The organism is Acidovorax sp. 99, assembly GCF_003096455.1.
Lineage (GTDB): Bacteria > Pseudomonadota > Gammaproteobacteria > Burkholderiales > Burkholderiaceae_C > Acidovorax > Acidovorax delafieldii.
This window is the reverse complement of sequence record NZ_QEKU01000001.1, coordinates 4,348,660-4,368,136: the sequence shown is the minus strand read 5'-3', so window position 1 is coordinate 4,368,136 and position 19,477 is coordinate 4,348,660. Positions and strand designations below refer to the sequence as shown.

The 19,477-nt window shown below is 64.8% G+C and carries 18 protein-coding genes; 11 read left to right on the top strand and 7 right to left on the bottom strand.

Features of this window, described 5'->3' with window-relative positions:
- Positions 1 to 22 precede the first annotated feature (22 nt).
- The 3 genes from hemF to C8C95_RS20100 all read right to left on the bottom strand — a co-directional run bounded on the left by hemF (position 23) and on the right by C8C95_RS20100 (position 3,124).
- The gene (gene hemF / locus C8C95_RS20110; protein WP_116749737.1) at positions 23 to 1,012 is read right to left on the bottom strand and encodes an oxygen-dependent coproporphyrinogen oxidase; all 990 of its coding nucleotides are present in this window, start codon (positions 1,010 to 1,012) and stop codon (positions 23 to 25) included.
- A complete protein-coding gene (gene purD, locus C8C95_RS20105; RefSeq protein ID WP_056062310.1) occupies positions 1,012 to 2,292 on the bottom strand; it encodes a phosphoribosylamine--glycine ligase in 1,281 nt (426 codons plus the stop codon). Before purD ends, hemF begins: the two co-directional genes overlap by 1 nt.
- Positions 2,293 to 2,404: 112 nt before the next feature.
- Complete coding sequence (locus tag C8C95_RS20100) at positions 2,405 to 3,124, bottom strand: YebC/PmpR family DNA-binding transcriptional regulator (protein ID WP_116749736.1); 720 nt, start codon at positions 3,122 to 3,124, stop codon at positions 2,405 to 2,407.
- 250 nt (positions 3,125 to 3,374) lie between these two features.
- Here C8C95_RS20100 and C8C95_RS20095 point away from each other — a divergent pair, with 250 nt between their 5' ends.
- The 7 genes from C8C95_RS20095 (at position 3,375) to C8C95_RS20065 (ending at position 11,206) form a co-directional block, all read left to right on the top strand.
- Positions 3,375 to 4,913, top strand: coding sequence for a helicase HerA-like C-terminal domain-containing protein (locus C8C95_RS20095; RefSeq protein ID WP_116749735.1), 1,539 nt, complete (start codon positions 3,375 to 3,377; stop codon positions 4,911 to 4,913).
- Between the two features lie 184 nt (positions 4,914 to 5,097).
- On the top strand, positions 5,098 to 5,910 hold the full coding sequence (locus tag C8C95_RS20090) for a hypothetical protein (RefSeq protein WP_116749734.1): 813 nt from the start codon (positions 5,098 to 5,100) through the stop codon (positions 5,908 to 5,910).
- 170 nt (positions 5,911 to 6,080) lie between these two features.
- Positions 6,081 to 6,923 (top strand): enoyl-CoA hydratase-related protein, encoded by an 843-nt coding sequence (locus C8C95_RS20085; RefSeq protein ID WP_116749733.1) that lies wholly within the window; start codon positions 6,081 to 6,083, stop codon positions 6,921 to 6,923.
- A 196-nt stretch (positions 6,924 to 7,119) separates the two neighbouring features.
- On the top strand, positions 7,120 to 8,094 hold the full coding sequence (locus C8C95_RS20080) for a threo-3-hydroxy-L-aspartate ammonia-lyase (RefSeq protein WP_056062298.1): 975 nt from the start codon (positions 7,120 to 7,122) through the stop codon (positions 8,092 to 8,094).
- Positions 8,095 to 8,177: 83 nt separating this feature from the next.
- The gene (upp, locus tag C8C95_RS20075; RefSeq protein ID WP_056062295.1) at positions 8,178 to 8,807 is read left to right on the top strand and encodes a uracil phosphoribosyltransferase; all 630 of its coding nucleotides are present in this window, start codon (positions 8,178 to 8,180) and stop codon (positions 8,805 to 8,807) included.
- Between the two features lie 299 nt (positions 8,808 to 9,106).
- Positions 9,107 to 10,117 (top strand): BMP family protein, encoded by a 1,011-nt coding sequence (locus C8C95_RS20070; protein ID WP_056062290.1) that lies wholly within the window; start codon positions 9,107 to 9,109, stop codon positions 10,115 to 10,117.
- Between the two features lie 123 nt (positions 10,118 to 10,240).
- On the top strand, positions 10,241 to 11,206 hold the full coding sequence (locus tag C8C95_RS20065) for a 5'-methylthioadenosine/S-adenosylhomocysteine nucleosidase (protein ID WP_116749732.1): 966 nt from the start codon (positions 10,241 to 10,243) through the stop codon (positions 11,204 to 11,206).
- Positions 11,207 to 11,252: 46 nt separating this feature from the next.
- Here the strand turns inward: C8C95_RS20065 and C8C95_RS20060 are convergent, their stop codons facing one another.
- Both C8C95_RS20060 and C8C95_RS20055 read right to left on the bottom strand, forming a co-directional pair.
- Complete coding sequence (locus C8C95_RS20060) at positions 11,253 to 11,684, bottom strand: DUF4087 domain-containing protein (protein WP_207780625.1); 432 nt, start codon at positions 11,682 to 11,684, stop codon at positions 11,253 to 11,255.
- On the bottom strand, positions 11,681 to 12,580 hold the full coding sequence (locus tag C8C95_RS20055; protein ID WP_116750381.1) for a glycoside hydrolase family 19 protein: 900 nt from the start codon (positions 12,578 to 12,580) through the stop codon (positions 11,681 to 11,683). The genes C8C95_RS20060 and C8C95_RS20055 overlap by 4 nt, the downstream gene beginning before the upstream one ends.
- Before the next feature lie 187 nt (positions 12,581 to 12,767).
- Here C8C95_RS20055 and C8C95_RS20050 point away from each other — a divergent pair, with 187 nt between their 5' ends.
- The 3 genes from C8C95_RS20050 to C8C95_RS20040 all read left to right on the top strand — a co-directional run bounded on the left by C8C95_RS20050 (position 12,768) and on the right by C8C95_RS20040 (position 16,582).
- Entirely contained in the window at positions 12,768 to 14,315 is a 1,548-nt protein-coding gene (locus tag C8C95_RS20050) for an ABC transporter ATP-binding protein (RefSeq protein WP_116749731.1), read from the top strand.
- Positions 14,316 to 14,340: 25 nt separating this feature from the next.
- On the top strand, positions 14,341 to 15,399 hold the full coding sequence (locus C8C95_RS20045) for an ABC transporter permease (RefSeq protein ID WP_116749730.1): 1,059 nt from the start codon (positions 14,341 to 14,343) through the stop codon (positions 15,397 to 15,399).
- 259 nt (positions 15,400 to 15,658) lie between these two features.
- Positions 15,659 to 16,582, top strand: a complete 924-nt coding sequence (locus C8C95_RS20040; RefSeq protein WP_056746065.1) for an ABC transporter permease — start codon at positions 15,659 to 15,661, stop codon at positions 16,580 to 16,582.
- On the opposite strand, the gene C8C95_RS20035 is transcribed toward C8C95_RS20040, so the two are convergent.
- On the bottom strand, positions 16,561 to 16,929 hold the full coding sequence (locus tag C8C95_RS20035) for a VOC family protein (protein ID WP_116749729.1): 369 nt from the start codon (positions 16,927 to 16,929) through the stop codon (positions 16,561 to 16,563). The two genes, C8C95_RS20040 and C8C95_RS20035, sit on opposite strands and share 22 nt — an antisense overlap.
- Positions 16,930 to 17,000: 71 nt before the next feature.
- On the opposite strand from C8C95_RS20035, the gene C8C95_RS20030 reads away from it, so the two are divergent.
- The gene (locus C8C95_RS20030; RefSeq protein WP_116749728.1) at positions 17,001 to 18,275 is read left to right on the top strand and encodes an amidohydrolase family protein; all 1,275 of its coding nucleotides are present in this window, start codon (positions 17,001 to 17,003) and stop codon (positions 18,273 to 18,275) included.
- Between the two features lie 67 nt (positions 18,276 to 18,342).
- On the opposite strand, the gene C8C95_RS20025 is transcribed toward C8C95_RS20030, so the two are convergent.
- The gene (locus C8C95_RS20025) at positions 18,343 to 19,476 is read right to left on the bottom strand and encodes an ABC transporter permease (protein ID WP_116749727.1); all 1,134 of its coding nucleotides are present in this window, start codon (positions 19,474 to 19,476) and stop codon (positions 18,343 to 18,345) included.
- Position 19,477 lies beyond the last annotated feature (1 nt).

Here is a 19,477-nt window from a genome sequence, read left to right as displayed (position 1 = left end):
GAAATTATAGCTTTTGCGTTTTTCAGGCCATTGACTGCGCTGTGCCAAGGCCTTCAGCCAGCCAGTCGCGCCGCACCAAAAAGCGCTGCGTGAGGTCGGCTTCGGCCGAATCGGCTGCGTCAGAGCGCTGGTAAGACCAAGACACAAGCGGCGGCATGGACAGCAAAATGGACTCGGTTCGCCCGCCCGACTGCAGGCCAAAGTGTGTACCCCGATCCCACACCAGGTTGAACTCGACATAGCGGCCCCGGCGATAAAGCTGGAAGTCGCGTTCGCGCTCGCCGTGAGGCATGCCCCGACGTTTCTCTACGATGGGCAGGTAGGCGCCGAGGAAAGCGTCTCCCACCGACTGCGTCATCGCCAGGCTTTGTTCAAAGCCCAGCTCCGAGAAATCGTCATAGAACACGCCGCCCACGCCGCGCTGCTCGTTGCGGTGCTTGAGATAAAAGTACTCGTCGCACCATTGCTTGAAGCGGGGGTACTTGTCGTCGCCAAAGGCACTGAGCGCATCGCGGCAGGTGCGGTGAAAGTGCACCGCGTCTTCTTCAAACCCGTAGTACGGCGTGAGGTCCATGCCGCCGCCAAACCAGCAGGTGGGTGCCTGACCGGGGTGGCCGGCGGCGATCATGCGCACGTTCATGTGCACCGTGGGCACATACGGGTTGCGCGGGTGGAATACCAGCGACACACCCATGGCCTCGAACGGCGCACCCGCCAGCTCGGGCCGATGCTGCGTAGCCGAAGGCGGCAGCTGCGGGCCGCGTACGTGGCTGAAGCCGCAACCCGCGCGCTCGAACACGCGGCCGCCCTCCATGATCTTGGTGATGCCATCACCCTGCAGCGGCTCGCCGGGCGGCTTGCTCCAGGCATCGCCCAGAAAGCGTGCGCCGCCCTCACCTTCAGCGGCTTCCACGGCTTCCAGCGCATCGGTGATGCGGGCCTGAAGGCCCACCAAGTAGCCGCGCACGCGGGTCACCGTGTCGGCAGGGTTCAGGGTCTGAGCGTCTGCCATCAGCTTTTCAGGGCACGGAAGCCAATGTCGCGGCGGTACTGCGCGCCATCAAACTGGATGCCGCGTGCCACGTCATACGCACGTTGCTGCGCCTGCTTGACGCTGTCGGCCAGCACCGTCACGCACAACACCCGGCCACCGGTCACGCTGACCACACCATCCTTCAGCTGCGTGCCCGCATGGAACACCACGGCATCGTCCGCCTCAGCCGGCAGGCCAGTGATGGGGTCACCCTTGCGCGGATTCTCCGGGTAGCCATGGGCGGCCATGACCACGCCCAGCGCGGTGCGGCGGTCCCATTGCAGTTCCATCTGGTCGAGTTTGCCGTCAGCAGCAGCGGCCATCACGTCGCTGAAGTCGCTTTTCAGGCGCATCAGGATGGGCTGCGTTTCGGGGTCACCCATGCGGCAATTGAATTCGAGCGTCTTGGGCTGGCCCTTGGCGTCGATCATCAGGCCGGCATACAGGAAGCCGGTATAAGGAATGCCGTCCTTTTCCATGCCCCGGATGGTGGGCAGGATGATTTCGCGCATCGCGCGGGCATGCACATCGGCCGTGACCACGGGGGCGGGCGAATAAGCGCCCATGCCGCCGGTGTTGGGGCCTTCGTCGCCGTCCTTCAAGCGCTTGTGGTCCTGGCTGGTGGCCAGGGCCAGCACGTTCTTGCCGTCGCACAGCACGATGAAACTGGCTTCTTCGCCTTCGAGGAATTCCTCGATCACCACGCGCGCGCCGCCTTCGTTGTGCGTCACGCCATATTTGTTGTCCACCAGCATGAAGTCCACGGCGTCGTGGGCTTCCTGCAGCGTCATGGCCACGACCACGCCCTTGCCCGCTGCCAGGCCGTCGGCCTTGATGACGATGGGTGCACCCAGCCGATCCACAAACGCGTGGGCGGCGACCGGGTCGGTAAAGGTGTCGTAGTCGGCCGTGGGGATGCCATGGCGGCGCATGAAGGCCTTAGAGAAGGCCTTGGAGCTTTCGAGCTGTGCTGCCGCCTTGGTGGGGCCGAAGATGCGCAGGCCGTTGGCACGGAACTCATCGACCACACCAGCCGCCAGTGGCGCCTCGGGGCCCACCACCGTCAGCGCGATCTTCTCGGCCTGGGCCCACGCGCGCAGTTCGCGCACGTCGGAGATCGCCACGTTTTCGAGCTTGGGGTTCAGCGCCGTGCCACCGTTGCCGGGTGCCACAAACACCTTGGTCACCTTGGGGGACTGGCTCAGTTTCCACGCCATCGCGTGTTCACGGCCGCCGCCACCAATCACAAGTACTTTCATAGGAACCTTTGGTGAACCTGGCCCGCAGCGCAGCGCTGCCGGGCAGGGTTCGAGGGAATATCAGTCGGAAAACAGGTCAGGGCAAGAAAAAGCGGTGCTCTAGGGGGCGGAGTCACAATGCCGCGTTGTGATAAACCTCCTGGGTGTCGTCCAGGTCTTCCAGCACATCCAGCAGCTTCTGCATCTTGGCGACGTCTTCGCCGGTCAGTTCGATGGTGTTTTCAGGCCGCATGGTCACGCCCGCCACTTCGGCAGTCAGGCCTGCGGCCTCCAGCGCGTTCTTTACCGCTTCAAAGTCGGCTGGGGCGGTCAGCACCTCAACCGCGCCGTCTTCGTCGGTCACCACGTCTTCAGCGCCCGCCTCCAGCGCCACTTCCATCACCTTGTCTTCGCTGGTACCAGGGGCAAAGATCAGCTGGCCGCAGTGCTTGAACTGGAACACCACCGAGCCTTCGGTGCCCATGTTGCCACCGTGTTTGCTGAACGCATGGCGCACTTCGGCCACGGTGCGCACGCGGTTGTCGGTCATGGTGTCGATCATGATGGCTGCGCCGCCAATGCCGTAGCCTTCGTAGCGGATTTCTTCGTAGGTCAGGCCTTCGGCGTTGCCCGTGGCCTTGTCGATGTTGTATTTGATGCGGTCGGCGGGCATGTTGGCCGCCTTGGCCTTGTCCACCGCCAGGCGCAGGCGGGGGTTGGCTGACAGGTCACCGCCACCGGCGCGGGCGGCCACAGTGATTTCACGAATGATGCGGGTCCAGATCTTGCCGCGTTTTTCATCCTGGCGCCCTTTGCGGTGCTGGATATTCGCCCATTTACTGTGTCCTGCCACGGGAAGTCCTTCTGTACTTGGTGTATTGATTTAATCTACTCAGTGGATTTTACTTTTTGCTGAACCCAGGGAACCTCTGCACGCTTCGCGCGGAAAGTGGGCGCTGTGGATCGGGATGGGCTGCCAGGCACAAAGCGCAGCAATAGCCACAGCTATTGCGAGCATTTGTAACGCAGCAGGCCGCCCGAGACCGCAGATGCACACGGCGCGCGACGCGTGCAGAGGCTCCCTCACCCCGAGGAAACCCGAAATGGCTGAACCCCTCCTGATTGCCAAGCACGACACCATCGAATGCCACCTGTTGCCCGGCCTGGCCAACCGGCACGGGCTTATCACCGGCGCCACCGGCACCGGCAAGACCGTGACCCTGCAAACCCTGGCCGAAAACTTCTCGCGCATTGGCGTGCCGGTGTTCATGGCCGACGTGAAGGGCGACCTGACCGGCGCCAGCCAGCCCGGAAAGATCGGCGACAAACTGGCGACGGTGCTCAAGGAGCGCGGCCTGGACCTGCCAGAACCCCTCGCCTGCCCCACCACGCTGTGGGATGTGTTTGGGGAACAGGGCCATCCGGTGCGCGCCACGGTGTCCGACATGGGCCCGCTGCTGCTGGGCCGCATGCTCAACCTGAACGAAACACAGCTGGGCGTACTCAACCTGGTGTTCAAGATCGCCGACGACAACGGCATGCTGCTGCTGGACCTGAAGGACCTGCGCGCCATGCTGCAATATGTGGGCGACAACGCCAAGGACTTCACCACCGAGTACGGCAACGTGAGCGCCGCCAGCGTGGGCGCCATCCAGCGCGGCCTGCTGCAGATCGAGCAGCAGGGCGGTACGCAGTTCTTTGGCGAGCCCATGCTCAACATCCAGGATTTCATGCAGACCGTGGACGGCCATGGCGTGGTGAATATCCTGGCGGCCGACAAGCTCATGAATTCGCCGCGCCTGTATGCGACGTTCCTCTTGTGGATGCTGTCAGAGCTGTTCGAGCAGCTGCCTGAGATCGGCGACCCCGAGCAGCCCAAACTGGTGTTCTTCTTCGACGAGGCCCACCTGCTTTTCAACGAGGCGCCCAAAGTGCTCATCGAGCGCATCGAGCTGGTGGTGCGACTGGTGCGGTCCAAGGGCGTGGGTGTGTATTTCGTCACCCAGAATCCGCTCGACATCCCCGACAGCGTGCTGGCCCAGCTGGGCAATCGCGTGCAGCACGCGCTGCGCGCCTTCACCCCGCGTGACCAGAAAGCCGTGAAGGCCACGGCCACCACCATGCGGCAAAAGCCGGGTCTGGACATCGAAACCGCCATCACCGAGCTGGCCGTGGGCGAGGCGCTGGTGAGCTTTTTGGACGCCAAGGGCCGCCCCAGCGTGACCGAGCGTGTGTTTGTGCTGCCGCCCGGCAGCCAGCTGGGCCCCATCACGCCGCAGCAGCGCCAGGCGCTGATGGCCAGCTCGCTGGTGGCGGGTGTGTACGAAAAAATGGTGGACCGCGAGTCCGCCTACGAAAAACTCAAGGGCCGCGCAGCTGAAGCCGGCACGCAGGCAGGCAATGCAGCGGGCGGTGGCAACGGCAAGGTGGCCGCCGGCACGCCCGCCGAAGAAGGCGGGGGCCTGCTGGGCGGGCTGAACGATGTGCTGTTTGGCAGCACCGGCCCACGCGGCGGCAAACGCGATGGCCTGGCGCAGACCATGGCCAAGTCCGCCGTGCGCACCATGGGCACCACGATTGGCAAGGAGATTTTGCGGGGTGTGCTGGGCGGCATCTTTGGCGGGGGCAGCAAGCGCCGTTAGCTCCGTTGGTATGGCGCCCGGCGTCATCGACCGGCACCTCTTCCGCCCCCTGCGGCTTGCCTCTCTTGCAAAAGCACAGCACATGGCGCCTGTGACGGTTTGACGACACCCTGCAAGTCGTCACAAATCAGTCACATGGCTGCCGTGAAATCGCCATACACAACAACAAAAAGAAGGAGGGACGATGACACGGATCGAAAACATTCTGCTGCGCTGGGGCGGCAAGGTCATGCTGCTGGCCATTGGGGTGTGGGTGGCAGCCATCCTTGGCATCTTTGTCGGCGCCTGGCGCCTGCGCTGGCCCTGGGTCCTGTACTTCATTGCCACCGTGATCTTCACGGCGCTAGTGATCCAGTGGACCAACGCCGTGCGCCAGCGTTACATCCGCGAGGCTCCCCTGCCCCGCTTTCTGCAGCGCAAGCTGCGCGAGACCTACCCCCATCTGAGCACCCGAGACTGTGAGCTGGTCGAACGCGGCCTGCGCCAGTTCTTCATGGCCTGCCTGCGCAGCAACCAGCAGTTTGTGGCCATGCCCTCCAAGGCGGTCGATGCGCTGTGGCACGAGTTCATCCTGCACACCCAGGCGTACAAGCTGTGGTGCCAGAACGCGCTGGGGTTCTTCCTGCACCACACCCCCGCCGAGGCGCTGGGCCACAAGGCGCGCCACAACGACGGCCTGCGCCGCTGCTGGTACTGGGTGTGCAAGGAAGAGTCCATCGACCCCAAGGCGCCCAGCCGCCTGCCCCTGCTGTTTGCGCTGGACGCCAAGTTCGCCATTGCCGGAGGCTTCAGCTACGTGCCCGACTGCTCCGACATTGCCCGCAAGAGCGACGCGGGCGGCAGCGGCGGCGACAGCTACTGCGGCACCAGTTTTTCGGACGGCAGCTACAGCGGCAGCTCGGGCGACTTTGGCGGTGCCGAGAGTTCGGATGCAGGCAGTGACGGCGGCGGGGATGGCGGGGGCGACGGCGGCGGTTGTGGCGGCGGCGGGGACTGAGCGCCTGATCCACCGGCCCCACGGGCGGCACAACGCCAACCCCAATCACTCTCTTTTTGATAGCTACCCAGGCATGATGCACTAGCGCATGCAGCCAAAATGGCCTGAAATCACGCCCAGTCACCCAGGCGACGACCGGGCCTGCACCCACCGGTCTACAGTGGCACCCCATGAACACCCTCACCTGCTTTTCCCTCAGCATCACTGATCACGTGGCCCATCTGGTTCTGAACAAACCCGAGGCCATGAACACCATGCACCCTACCTTCTGGCGCGAGCTGGACACGGTGCTGGCCCAGCTGCACCAGGCGGGCGAGGCGCGGGCGCTGGTCATCAGCAGCACCGGCAAACATTTCAGCGCCGGGATGGCGCTGGAGACCTTTGGCGGCGCCATCACGATGGACGACCAGAGCCCCGAGGGCCGGGCCGCCATCTTCGACCTGCTGACTGACATGCAGGCCACCTTCACACGCATCGACAACCTGCGCATCCCGGTGATCATGGCCATCCATGGCGGATGCATCGGCGGTGCGGTGGACATGGTCACCGCAGGCTGCATCCGCTACGCCACGGCCGACGCTTTCTTCTGCATCCAGGAGATCAACATCGGCATGGTGGCCGACGTGGGCACGCTGCAGCGCCTGCCCAAGCTCATTCCGCTGGGTGTGGTCAAAGAACTGGCCTACACCGGCCGCCGCTTGAGCGCCGCCAAGGCCCTGGACTATGGCCTGGTCAACGAGGTGTTCGACACGCAAGAGGCCATGCTGGCTGCTGCGCTGCAGTGCGCCAAAGAGATCGCGTCCAAACCCCCGGTGGCCATCTGGGGCACCAAGCAGGCCGTGAACTACGCGCGCGACCACAGCGTGGAAGACAGCCTGCGCCAGATGGGCTGGCTGCAGGGCGCCATCTGGAGCAACCAGCATGTGCGCGAATCGGTCACGGCCATGAAGCAAAAACGCGCGGGCGAGTTCCCGGCGCTCACACCATTGCAACGGTTCAGCGAGCTGGGCTGAGCGCCGCCGGGCCGCGCCATGCGGCCCGGATTGCGGTGCGCGCACGGGCATGTGCCACATCAAAATGTATAGCTGCCCAGGCATGCAGCACTAGCGCTTGCAAGCCCTTTTGCTTGAAATGGCGAGGCGAAGGGCTATCATCAGGCCTTAAGGGGTTTGGCCGTCTTCCAGCCCTGTCCACAAGGATGCCGCCACCATGACGCTGCCCAGCCTGACCCCACCCACCTACGACGATGTGGCCGCTGCCGCGCACCGGCTCAAGGGCATGGCGCACCGCACGCCCGTGCTGCGCTCCAGCACCGCCGACGAGCGGCTGGGCGCGCAGCTGTTCTTCAAGTGTGAGAACCTGCAGCGCACCGGCGCGTTCAAGTTCCGGGGCGCGTTCAACACCCTGGCCCAGTTCACCGACGAGCAGCGCGAACGCGGTGTGCTCGCCTTCTCGGCCGGCAACCACGCCCAGGCCATTGCACTGTCGGCCCGGCTGCTGGACATGCCTGCCGCCATCGTCATGCCCGAGGACGCCCCCGCCTCCAAGATGGCCGCCACGCGCGACTATGGCGCCCAGGTCGTCACCTACAACCGCTACACCGAAGACCGCGAGGCCATCAGCCGCCGCCTGGCGCTGGAGCGCGGCATGACGCTGGTCCCCCCGTTCGACCACCCCCATGTGATCGCGGGCCAGGGCACGGCGGCCAAGGAGCTTTTTGAAGAAGTGCCCGACCTGGACTACCTGTTCGTCTGCGTCGGTGGCGGCGGCCTGCTGGCGGGCAGCCTGCTGGCCGCCGAGGCCCTGGCGCCGCAATGCCGGGTGGTAGGGGTGGAGCCCGCAGCGGGCAACGACGGCCAGCAGTCGGTCAAGGCCGGGCATGTGGTGCAGATCCCCACGCCCCACACCATTGCCGACGGCGCACAAACCCAGGCGCTGGGCCAGCTCACCTTCCCCATCATCCAGCGCCTGGCCGACGACATGGTCACCGCCACCGACGAGCAGCTGGTCGAATCCCTGCGCTTTTTTGCCGAGCGCATGAAGATCGTGGTCGAGCCCACGGGCGCCCTGGCATTCGCCGGGGCCCAGCATGGCAACGTGGACATCCACGGCGCGCGCGTCGGCATTCTCATCAGCGGCGGCAACGTCGATTTGTCGCGCCTGGCACGGTTTCTGGCAGACTAGCCCCCACTTTTTCACTCACCGCGCGGCAGAGCGTGCCTGATCATCAGCGCAAAGGCCTCTGCCCTTCTCCTTTCAGGTTCCCCATGAGCAACGTCACCGTCATCACCCACCCCCTCGTCCAGCACAAGCTCACGCTGATGCGCAAGAAAGACGCCAGCACCAACAGCTTTCGCCGTCTGCTGGGCGAGCTGTCCACGCTGATGGCGTACGAAGTGACCCGCGACATGCCGCTGCAGGATGTGCAGATCGAAACCCCGCTGGAGACCATGACCGGCAAGATGATCGATGGCAAGAAGCTGGTGCTGGTCTCCATCCTGCGTGCGGGCAACGGCTTTCTGGACGGCATGCTCAACGTGGTGCCCGGCGCCCGCGTGGGCCACATCGGCCTGTACCGCGACCCAGCCACGCTGCAGCCCGTGGAGTACTACTTCAAGATGCCGTCCGAAATGGACGAGCGCGACATCATCGTGGTGGACCCGATGCTGGCCACCGGCAACTCGGCCGCGGCCTGTGTGGACCGCCTCAAGAAGCTCAACCCCCGCTCCATCAAGTTCGTCTGCCTGCTGGCCGCCCCTGAAGGCGTGGCCACGCTGCAGAAGGCCCACCCCGACGTGCCCATCTTCACCGCCGCCATCGACCGCGAGCTGAACGACCACGGCTACATCCTGCCGGGCCTGGGCGATGCGGGTGACCGCATTTTTGGCACCAAATAAGCGCACAACGGTAGCGCCCGTGCACCAGCCACCGCAGGGCCTGCCGCCCAGCGGTGGCTTTTTTTCATCACCGGGCCTCCCTGCGTTGCGTAGCAGCCCACTGGGAGCCCTACTCTGGTGGGGTGCCCCAGCCTGGTTTCCGGATGCGCTGCACGCATGCACCATTTTTTTACCAACTGGTGGCTTTCCTCTGGCAGACTTGCCGCTGGTTTGCAGTTACACAGCCACCGACTGGCGCGCTCCTTGCTTGGTAGCAGCACACCCAACCTCCTTGTTTGCTTGTCTGAAGGAACCCCACCATGACCACTCGCCGCATCTTCACCGGACGCCTGCTCTGCACCTCCATGGCCCTCTCGGCCGCCATGGCGATGGCGCCCTCTTTGGCCTTCGCACAGTCCAAGATCAAGGTCGCGGCGATCTACACGGTGCCTTTTGAACAGCAATGGGTCAGCCGCATCCACAAGGCCCTCAAGGCCGCCGAGGCACGTGGCGAGATCGAATACAAGGCCAGCGAAAACGTGAGCAACGCCGACTACGAGCGCGTGATGCGCGAGTACGCCACCGGCGGCAACCAGCTCATCGTGGGCGAGGCCTTTGCGGTAGAAGCCGCCGCCCGCAAAGTGGCCAAGGACTTCCCCAAGACTTCGTTCCTGCTGGGCTCCTCCGGCAAGCCGCAGGCGCCCAATTTCAGCGTGTTCGACAACTACATCCAGGAGCCCGCATACCTGAGCGGCATGGTGGCTGGCGGCATGACCAAGACCAACAAGATCGGCATGGTGGGCGGCTTCCCCATCCCCGAAGTCAACCGCCTGATGCACGCCTTCATGGCGGGCGCCAAGGAGACCAACCCCAAGGTCGAGTTCACCATCACCTTCATCAACAGCTGGTTTGACCCACCCAAGGCCAAGGAAGCCACCTTCGCCATGATCGACAAGGGCGCCGACGTGCTCTACGCCGAGCGCTTTGGCGTGAGCGACGCGGCCAAGGAAAAAGGCAAGCTCGCCATCGGCAACGTGATCAATACGCAAGAGCAGTACCCCGACACCGTGGTGGCATCGGCCCTGTGGCACATGGAGCCCAGCATCGAGCGCGCGCTCAAGCTGGTCAAGGACGGCAAATTCACGGCCGAGGACTACGGCCCATATTCGATGATGAAACACAAGGGCTCCGAACTCGCGCCCCTGGGCACATTCGAGAAGAAGGTGCCGGCCGACATCGTCGCCAAGGTCAAAGCCAAAGAAGCCGACATCCTGGCCGGCAAGTTCACCGTGAAGGTGGACGACAGCCAGCCCAAGTCCACGGCCAAGTAAGCACCGGATGCAGCGGGCGCCGTGCCCGCGTCCTCAACTTCTGTGCACAGGCCACCCCAGCAAAGCGGTGGCCTGTTTGTTTTGATGCTCACCGCTATTGCACCCCGACAAGGCTCACCCACCATGTTTTCGCACCACACCACCAAGCCGACTCTGACAACCCGGTGCACCCGCCTGCTGGGCGCCCTGGCCCTGGCCGCCGTGGTCGCGGGCTGTGCCGCCACCTCGCCTGGCAAAACAGCCGTGCGGCTGGACGACACGCCCCGCATCGCCGTCATCTCCGCCTTTGCGCCCGAGCTGACCGTGCTGCTGCCCCAGGTGCAGCAGCCCGCCAAGCACCGCATCAACGGCGTGGACTTCACCACCGGCACGCTCGAAGGCAAGCCCGTGGTGGTGTTCCTGTCGGGCATCAGCATGACCAACGCGGCCATGAACACCCAGCTGGTGCTGGACCGCTTCCACGTGAGCCATGTGGTCTTCAGCGGCATTGCGGGCGGCGTGAACCCTAGCCTGCACATTGGCGACGTGACGGTGCCCGCACAGTGGGGCCAGTACATGGAATGGCTGATGGCGCGTGAAGACAAACCCGGCCAGTACAGCGCCCCCGCGTGGATGAAAAGCGAGCTGACCCTGCCCGCCTTCGGCATGATGCACCCGCGTCCGGTGGAAGTGCGGTCCGCCGCCAACCCCCAACTCAGCAAGAAGTTCTGGTTCGAAGCCGACCCCAAGATGCTGGCCACCGCCCGCAGCCTGCAGAACGTGGGCCTGGAGCACTGCCTGGCCGCCACCTGCCTCAAGCAGCGCCCACAACTGGTGGTGGGCGGCAACGGCGTATCGGGCCAAGCCTTTGTGGACAACAAGGCCTTCCGCGAATACGCCTTCAAGACCTTCGAGGCCAACGTGCTCGACATGGAAACCGCCGCCACAGCCATGGTCGCCCACAGCAACGGCGTGCCCTACATCGCCTTCCGGTCGCTGAGCGACCTCGCCGGCGGTGGTGATGGCGAGAACGAAATGGGCACCTTCATGGGCCTGGCGGCCGCCAACTCGGCCAAGGTGTTGCGGGCGTTTCTGGCGGCGTGGCATTGAGTGGCACCAACTGTCACCTCAACGCAGCAGCGACGACACAAGGCCTTCACTTCAAGGGATTGAATGGCTCTAGGCCCTTGATGGCAGGATCCTTGCGGCAGGCTGCTAGTGGCATAGATCGCGCCTGTACAAACTCGAGAATCTTCCGATCCTCCCGGTCAATGCGGGCCTTCATGCACACGCATCCATAGCCAGCGCTGCCATGGCCTGTGCGCACCCAGCGCGCCGACGGAAAGGTCGGCACGCTGCCCACGGCCTGGTGTCCGCCCTGCATTCCAACCATCCAGCTGCCTTCGCGATCAATGAAATCCACATTCCCAGGGGTAGGGTTGTCTAGCCATCCGCACAATGTGGGCGGGGTAGCCTTCGCGGTTTCAACCGCCAGGGACTGAGCAGCGGCGAGCGGCAGGATACCAGCCATACTAACGAAGGCCGCCAGCCCCCCCCAAACTGCTCGCAGCAGATACACCCGCGTCATGGAGTCACCTCCTCAAGGGTTCTGGATATTCGAGCCTTGAGCAGGATTTTCTCGAACTGCTGGGCGATTCCAGCTATGTCAGTTGCATGGTCGCTGCCGTTCACCATACTGCGCGCCGCCACATAGTTCGTAGAGCCCGCGCTGAAGTATTGTGAGAAGCTGCGGCCGTTGGCAAAACCACGGCCGGTCCGCATGCCCTGGGACATTAGCGCGTAAGCCACCTCTGGGGTCTTCACGAGTTCAGGGTTTAACAGCAGATCGAGTCCACGCCCCAATGCAACGCCGGCGACTGCATAGTTGGACCACCAAGTCAGCTGAACATAGCCGCGGCCAAAATACGCCTGTTCAACTCCATCATCCTCGGCGTATGCTGCATCGGCTGTGCCGCCCTCGGCCGTCCCCATCTTGGCCTTTTTCGTGAGTGGTGTGATCAGTCCGGTGGGCGACACGGTGAACTGATCACCATCCTGCTCCGTGATCCGCACCGAACCGCTGGGAAGCTTCTTGACCTTCACGGGCTCGTAGTATCTGCGCCCTTTGCCCCGCCCTACTTCGTCCACAGGGGCCATAGTCATCAGCCACTTGCGCTCGCGCAACATTACAGGTTGGTTGTGCTTGTCCAGGAGCGGACGGCCCTTTTTGCTAAGTGCGGGACGGGCAACGGTGATCGGAGAAGTTGTCTCCCACATGACCGTTGCCAGCATGTAGGCCACCTGCCGTACGTCAGTGACGCCTGGATCGCGCTCCATCATGCCCAACAAATTAAGCATATCGGGAATCGCGGCCGCGTTGTACCGCCCGCTCTTGCTGAACTGCGCCGTGAACTCGTTTTGGAAAATAGAACGGTCATAGAGGCCGGAATGCCCGAAATCAGTCTTCTGGGAGTTGGTAGTCATGCGGAACAAATGAAATTGATATGTAGCTGCCGCAGGCACTAGGAACCGGGGCTCCGCCATCCTATGCAGAGACAAAAGGTAGACGCGGCGGCTCAGCGCATCCATTTGCAACTGCTGTGACAGAAATACGCTGCACTAAAGAAAACCATGGTTCGACCTGGCATCAATCTTGAATACCATCTCGCCCATGACCACCACCGTGCTGCAGCTCAGGAAAATCACCAAACGTTTCGGCAAGCTCGTCGCCAACGACACTATCAGTCTGACCCTGGCACGCGGCGAAGTGCTAGCACTGCTGGGCGAAAACGGCGCAGGCAAGTCCACACTGATGTCCATCCTGTTCGGGCACTACGTGGCCGACGAAGGCAGCATCGAAGTGTTTGGTCAGCCCCTGCCGCCTGGCCAGCCGCGTGCGGCGCTGGCGGCGGGCATTGGCATGGTGCACCAGCACTTCACGCTGGCCGACAACCTCACGGTGCTGGACAACGTGCTGCTGGGCAGCGAGCCGCTGTGGCAGCCCTTCTCACGCCGCAGCGAGGCGCGGGCCAAGCTGCTGGCGGTGTCACAGCAGTTTGGCTTGCCCGTCAACCCCGATGCCCGCGTGGGCAGCCTCTCAGTGGGCGAGCGCCAGCGGGTCGAAATCCTGAAAGCCCTGTACCGCGGCGCTCGCATCCTCATCCTGGACGAGCCCACCGCCGTACTCACCCCGCAGGAGAGCGAGGCGCTGTTCGACACCCTGGCGCAGATGGTGGCGCAGGGCCTGTCCATCATCTTCATCAGCCACAAGCTGGGCGAGGTGCTGCGCGTATCGCACCGCGTGGTCGTACTGCGCCAGGGGAAGCTGGTGGCAGAGGCGCCTGCGCAGGGCACCACCCAGGGGCAGCTCGCGCAATGGATGGTGGGCCATGCGATTGAGGCGGCCGAGCGCCGCCCCGCACGGAGCGTGGGCGAGCCCATCTGCACCCTCGACAACGTGAGTACCGCCCCCACCGGGCGCGATCGGTTGCACGAGGTCTCCCTCGCCCTGCGCGCCGGCGAGATCGTGGCGATTGCAGGCGTGAGCGGCAACGGCCAGGTGGCGCTGGCCGATGTGCTGTGTGGCGTGCGAGCAGCCACCACCGGCCAGGTCACCCTGCGCGGCGCGACGCTGCAAGCGCGGCCCGCATGGCTGGTCAGCCAGGGCGTGGCCCGCATCCCCGAAGACCGCCACGCCGTGGGCGTGGTGGGCGACCTGCCCGTGTGGGAGAACGCGGTGGCCGAACGCCTGCGCGGCCCCTGGTTTGCGCACCCGTGGTTCCGAGCCTTCTGGGTCAAACGCCGCGCTGCGCGCCAGCATGCACAGCGCGTGGCCGAGACCTTTGACGTGCGCGGCGGCGGGCCGGACACCCCCGCCCGGTCGCTGTCCGGCGGCAACATGCAAAAGCTCATCCTGGGCCGGGCGCTGATGCCGCCGAAGGACGCAGCGGGCTACGCCGCGCCTGCGCCCCAGCTCATCGTGGCCCACCAGCCTACTTGGGGGCTGGACATTGGCGCGGTGATGTTTGTGCAGCAGCAGCTCATCAACGCGCGCGATGCGGGAGCGGCCGTGCTGCTGATCTCGGACGATCTGGACGAAGTGCTGGCGCTGGGTGACCGTGTGTCCGTCATGCACGACGGACAACTGAGCGAGGCGCGACGCGCCGAAGACTGGACACGCGAAGCCATCGGCCTGGCCATGGCGGGCGCTGTCCATTGAGCGACAACAACAAGAACAACCCAGCATGAGACTTGAAAAACGCAACCACACCTCCCCCGCCGCCTACGTGCTGGCACCGGTGGGTGCCGTGGTGTTCACACTGATCGTCAGCGCCTTGCTGGTACTGTGGGCTGGTGCGCCTGTGGGGCAAACCTATGTGCTGCTGCTCCAAGGCGCGTTCGGCTCGGTGTTTGCACTGACAGAAACCCTCACCCGCGCCACGCCACTGATCCTGACCGGGCTGGCAGCGGCTGTGGCCTTCCGCGCGCGGCTGTTCAACATTGGGGCCGAGGGGCAGCTTTACGCCGGGGCGCTGGCCGCCGTGGCCGTGGGCGGCATGCATGGGGGCACGGGGCTGGAGTGGTCGCCCTATGTGCTCTTTCCGCTGATGATGCTGGCGGCCGCGCTGGCGGGCGCGGCGCTGCTGCTGGGCCCGGCGCTGATGAAGGCGCGGCTGGGCGTGGACGAGGTGGTCACCACACTGCTGCTCAACTTCATCATGCTGCTGCTGGTGTCAGCCCTGCTCGATGGGCCAATGAAAGACCCGCTCTCCATGGGCTGGCCGCAGAGTGTGGCGCTGCAGGGCGATCTGGAGCTGTCTAAGCTGGTGCCGCAGACACGGCTGCACACGGGCCTGCTGTGGGCCGTGTCGCTGGCCGTGATGCTGTGGGCGCTGCTGGCACGCACGGTGCCGGGGTTTGACATTCGTGCTGCGGGGGCCAATGCACGCGCTGCTGCCTTTGCGGGCGTGCCTATCACCCGCACGGTGGTGCTGGTCGCCTTGCTCTCCGGCGGGCTCGCAGGCTTGGCCGGCGCCATCGAAGTGGCGGGCCGCACTGGCTATGTGACGCTCGACATGTCGCCCGGCTACGGCTACAGCGGCATCGTGATCGCCATGTTGGCCGGACTGCACCCGCTGGGCGTGATTGCGGCGGGCACCTTCGTGGCGGGCGTGCTGGTGGGGGCTGACAGCATGAGCCGCGCGGTGGGCGTGCCCACCTACATTGCGGATGTGATCGTGGCGACTTCGCTGATTGCGGTGCTGGTGGCCGGGCTGCTGACGCAGTACCGCGTGAAGAAATGAGACACCCCCTGAGCCGCTTCGCGTCTTCCCCCTCTCCTTCGGGAGGGGGACGCCACCCGTGGCCTGGCAAAGCCAGTTCCACGGTGGCACTGGCTTTGGCCGCGCCAGTTGCGTCGTGCAGAGGTCGAAGGAAAGCATCACTCACGACGAAGATGACTCCCTGCTTCATCCAGAATTTCAAGCCAAATTGGCCTCTAGCGCTTATCCATAAAGCGCTGGAAGCTATCAAAATTGAAGTAACCAGCACTGAGGCGGGCACATGACCGAACTGCTCGACATCCTCGCCAACCCAGCGTTCTGGATTGCCACCCTGCGGGTCGCCACCCCGCTCATTCTGGGCACGCTGGGGGTTTTGCTGTGTGAACGCGCCGGGGTGCTCAACCTGGGCATTGAAGGGATCATGGTCGCTGGCGCCTTCACTGGTTGGCTCGCGGTGTACACGGGCCATGGACTGTGGGCCGGGGTGCTGGTGGCGGCGCTCACCGGCGCAGTGTTTGGATTGCTGCACGCATGGCTCACCGTGGGGCTGGCGCTGTCGCAGCATGTGTCCGGGCTGGGCATCACGCTGCTGGCCACGGCGCTCAGCTACTACGGCTACCGGGTGAGCTTCCCCAAGGTGAACACGCCACCCACCATCGAGCCCTTTGCACCGATGGAATGGCTGGGCATTCCTATCCTGTCGGCACAAACCCCACTCACGCTGCTGGCCCTGCTGCTGGTGCCGCTATTGGCCTGGGTGCTGATGCGCACCCCCCTGGGCCTGGCGGTACGCATGGTGGGCGAGAACCCGCAGGCGGCCGAGGGCCAGGGCATCTCGGTGGCGGCCATGCGCACCGGCGCCATCGTGGCCGGGTCGGCGCTGATGGGCGTGGCGGGGTCGTTCCTCACGCTGTCGGCGTTCAACGCGTTCTTCTTCAACATGATCAACGGCCGCGGCTGGATCTGCGTGGCGCTGGTGGTGTTTGCCTCGTGGCGGCCTGGCAAGGCGCTGCTGGGTGCGCTGCTGTTTGCCTTCTTTGACGCGCTGCAGCTGCGGCTGCAGCAGGCGGGCGATGCGTGGCTGCCGTACCAGGTGTATCTGATGCTGCCGTACCTGCTGTCCATCCTGGCGCTGGTGCTGGTGGCACGCAAGGCGGCGTATCCGCAGGCGCTGATGAAGCCCTACCGCAAGGGGGAGCGGTGATCGGACCACACCGCAAACTCGTTGCCGCTGGGCTCTGTGAAATGAAAGCGCCGTCCTCCCGGAAAGTCGAACACCGGCTTGACCACATGGCCACCTGCCGCCTCCACCTTGGCCAATGTGGCTTCGAGGTCAGCGCTGTAGAACACCAGCAAGGCGCCGCCAGTGGCTGGGGTGGAACACAGGCTGGCGCGGAAGAAGCCGCCGTCCAACCCCTGGCCCGAGAAGGCCGTGTATTCGGGGCCATAGTCCACAAAGGTCCATGCAAAGGCCTTTTCAAAGAACGACTTCGTGGCGGGCACATCGCACGCGGCAAATTCGACATAGTTCAGCTTTTCATGTGCGTTCATCGGATGACCCTTTCTTTTTGAGACCCCGCAGTGTGCCAGCGCGTCCCGACGAATATCTACACTCCCCCACCATGCTCGACCTGCTCATCACCCATGCCAGCCTGCCCGACGGCCGCCAGAACATGTCCATCGCCGTGCAAGGCGGCCGCATCACCGAAGTGACCGAAAGCCTGCAAGCCCCTGCGCATGAAACGGTAGATGCGGGTGGCCTGCTGGTGAGCCCGCCGTTTGTGGACGCGCATTTCCACATGGATTCGACCCTGAGCTACGGCCAGCCGCGCGTGAACGAGAGCGGCACGCTGCTCGAAGGCATTGCGCTGTGGGGCGAACTCAAGCCCACGCTGACCCACGACGCCATCGTGCAGCGCGCGCTGCAGTACTGCGACATGGCCGTGTCGCGCGGCCTGCTGGCCATCCGCAGCCATGTGGACACCAGCCACCCCAGCCTGCTGCCGGTGGAGGCGCTGCTGGAGGTAAAGCAGCGCGTGGCGCCGTACCTGGATTTGCAGCTGGTGGCCTTCCCACAAGACGGTGTGCTGCGCGCGCCCGGCGGGCTAGCCAACCTGAAGCGCGCGCTCGATATGGGCGTGGACGTGGTGGGCGGCATTCCGCACTTCGAACGCACCATGGCGCAGGGGGCTGAGAGCGTGAAGATCCTCTGCGAGCTGGCCGCCGAGCGCGGCAAGCGTGTGGACATGCACTGCGACGAATCCGACGACCCGCATTCGCGCCACGTCGAAACCCTGGCGTACGAGACCCAGCGCCTGGGCCTGCACGGCCGCGTGACGGGCTCGCACCTCACCTCCATGCACAGCATGGACAACTACTACGTGAGCAAGCTGATGGCACTGATGGCCGAGGCCGACCTGGGCGTGGTGGCCAACCCGCTCATCAACATCACGCTGCAAGGCCGCCACGACACCTACCCCAAGCGCCGGGGCATGACCCGCGTGCCCGAGCTGATGGCTGCGGGCCTGACAGTGGCGTTTGGCCACGACTGCGTGCTCGACCCCTGGTACAGCGGCGGCAGCGCCGACATGCTGGAGGCCGCGCACATGGGCCTGCACGTGGGACAAATGACCAGCCAGGCCGCGATGCGGCAGTGTTTTGATGCGGTGACGGTGAATCCCGCCAAGCTGCTGGGGCTGGAGGGCTACGGTATCGCCCCCGGCTGCCATGCCGACCTGGTGCTGCTGCATGCGCGCAACCCGGTGGACGCCATCCGCCTGCGGGCCACGCGCCTGGGTGTGTGGCGGCGTGGCCAGCGGGTGGCCAGCAGCCCGGCGCTCGTGGCGCAGCTAAACCTGCCTGGGCGGCCCGGCAGCGTGGATTTTGCGTCTAATTAGCCCCAAGCGCTAGTTGAATATGCCTTGGCAGCTATATATTCAATAGCACATACAGTCTCCCCGACATTCATGCCATGCGCGCAATCGTCTTGCGGAACCGCGCCAGCGCCAGGCTGAACAGCACCGCACCAATGCCCAGCAGCCACACCAGCGACGGCCACACCACCGCCCAGCCCGCACCCCGGTAGAGGATGGCCTGGGCCAGCTCGGTGAAGTGCGTGGTGGGCGCGAGCGCCATGCCGTACTGCACCCACAGCGGCATGCTCTCGCGCGGGGTGACGCCGCCCGACAGCATCTGCAGCGGCATCATCACCAGCACCATCAGCAAGCCAAACTGCGGCATGCTGCGCGCCACTGTGGCCATGAAGATGCCCATGGACGTGGTGGCAAACAGGTGCAGCGTGGCCCCCAGCAGGAACAGCGGCACCGAACCCTCGATGGGTACGCCAATCGCCCAGCGGATCACCGCCGTGAGCGACACCCAGGTAGCCACCAGCACCACCAGCGCCATGGCCCAGACCTTGGCCAGCATGATCTCGCCGGGGGTGACGGGCATCACCAGCAAATGCTCCACCGTGCCATGCTCGCGCTCGCGGATCAGCGCGGCGCCCGTGAGGATGATGGATAGCATGGTCACGATGTTGATCAGCTCCATGAGCGACCCAAACCACGCGGGGTTGAGCGCTGGGTTGAAGCGCGAGCGCACCGTCAGCTCGATGGGCTGGGCGGCCACGGCGCGGTCGCGCTGCACGAACTCAGCCACCTCCAGCTGCACGATCTGCTGCACAGCCCCATTGGCCGCAAACGCCTGCCCCATGCGCGTGGCGTCGATGTTGAGCTGCACCTGCGGCACCCGGCCCGCCAGCACGTCGCGCTGGAAATGCGCGGGGATGTGCAGCACCAGCGTAAAGCGGCCTGCGTCCAGGCCCGGGTCCACCTCGCGCATGCTGATCATCGCGGGGCGCGTGAACTGGGGCGCGTAGAACGCGGTGGCGATGCGCTGGGACAAGGCCGAGTCGTCCTCGTCCACGATGGCAATGGGCACGTGGTGCAGCGTCTCGGGCTGCGCCATGCCCGCCGAATACACCGCCAGCGTGGTGGTGTAGACGATGAGGAACAGCATGGCCGGGTCGCGCCACAGGCTCCACAGCTCCTTGATGCCTAACCGAAAGATGTTCGACCACCGTCCACGCAGCGCCATG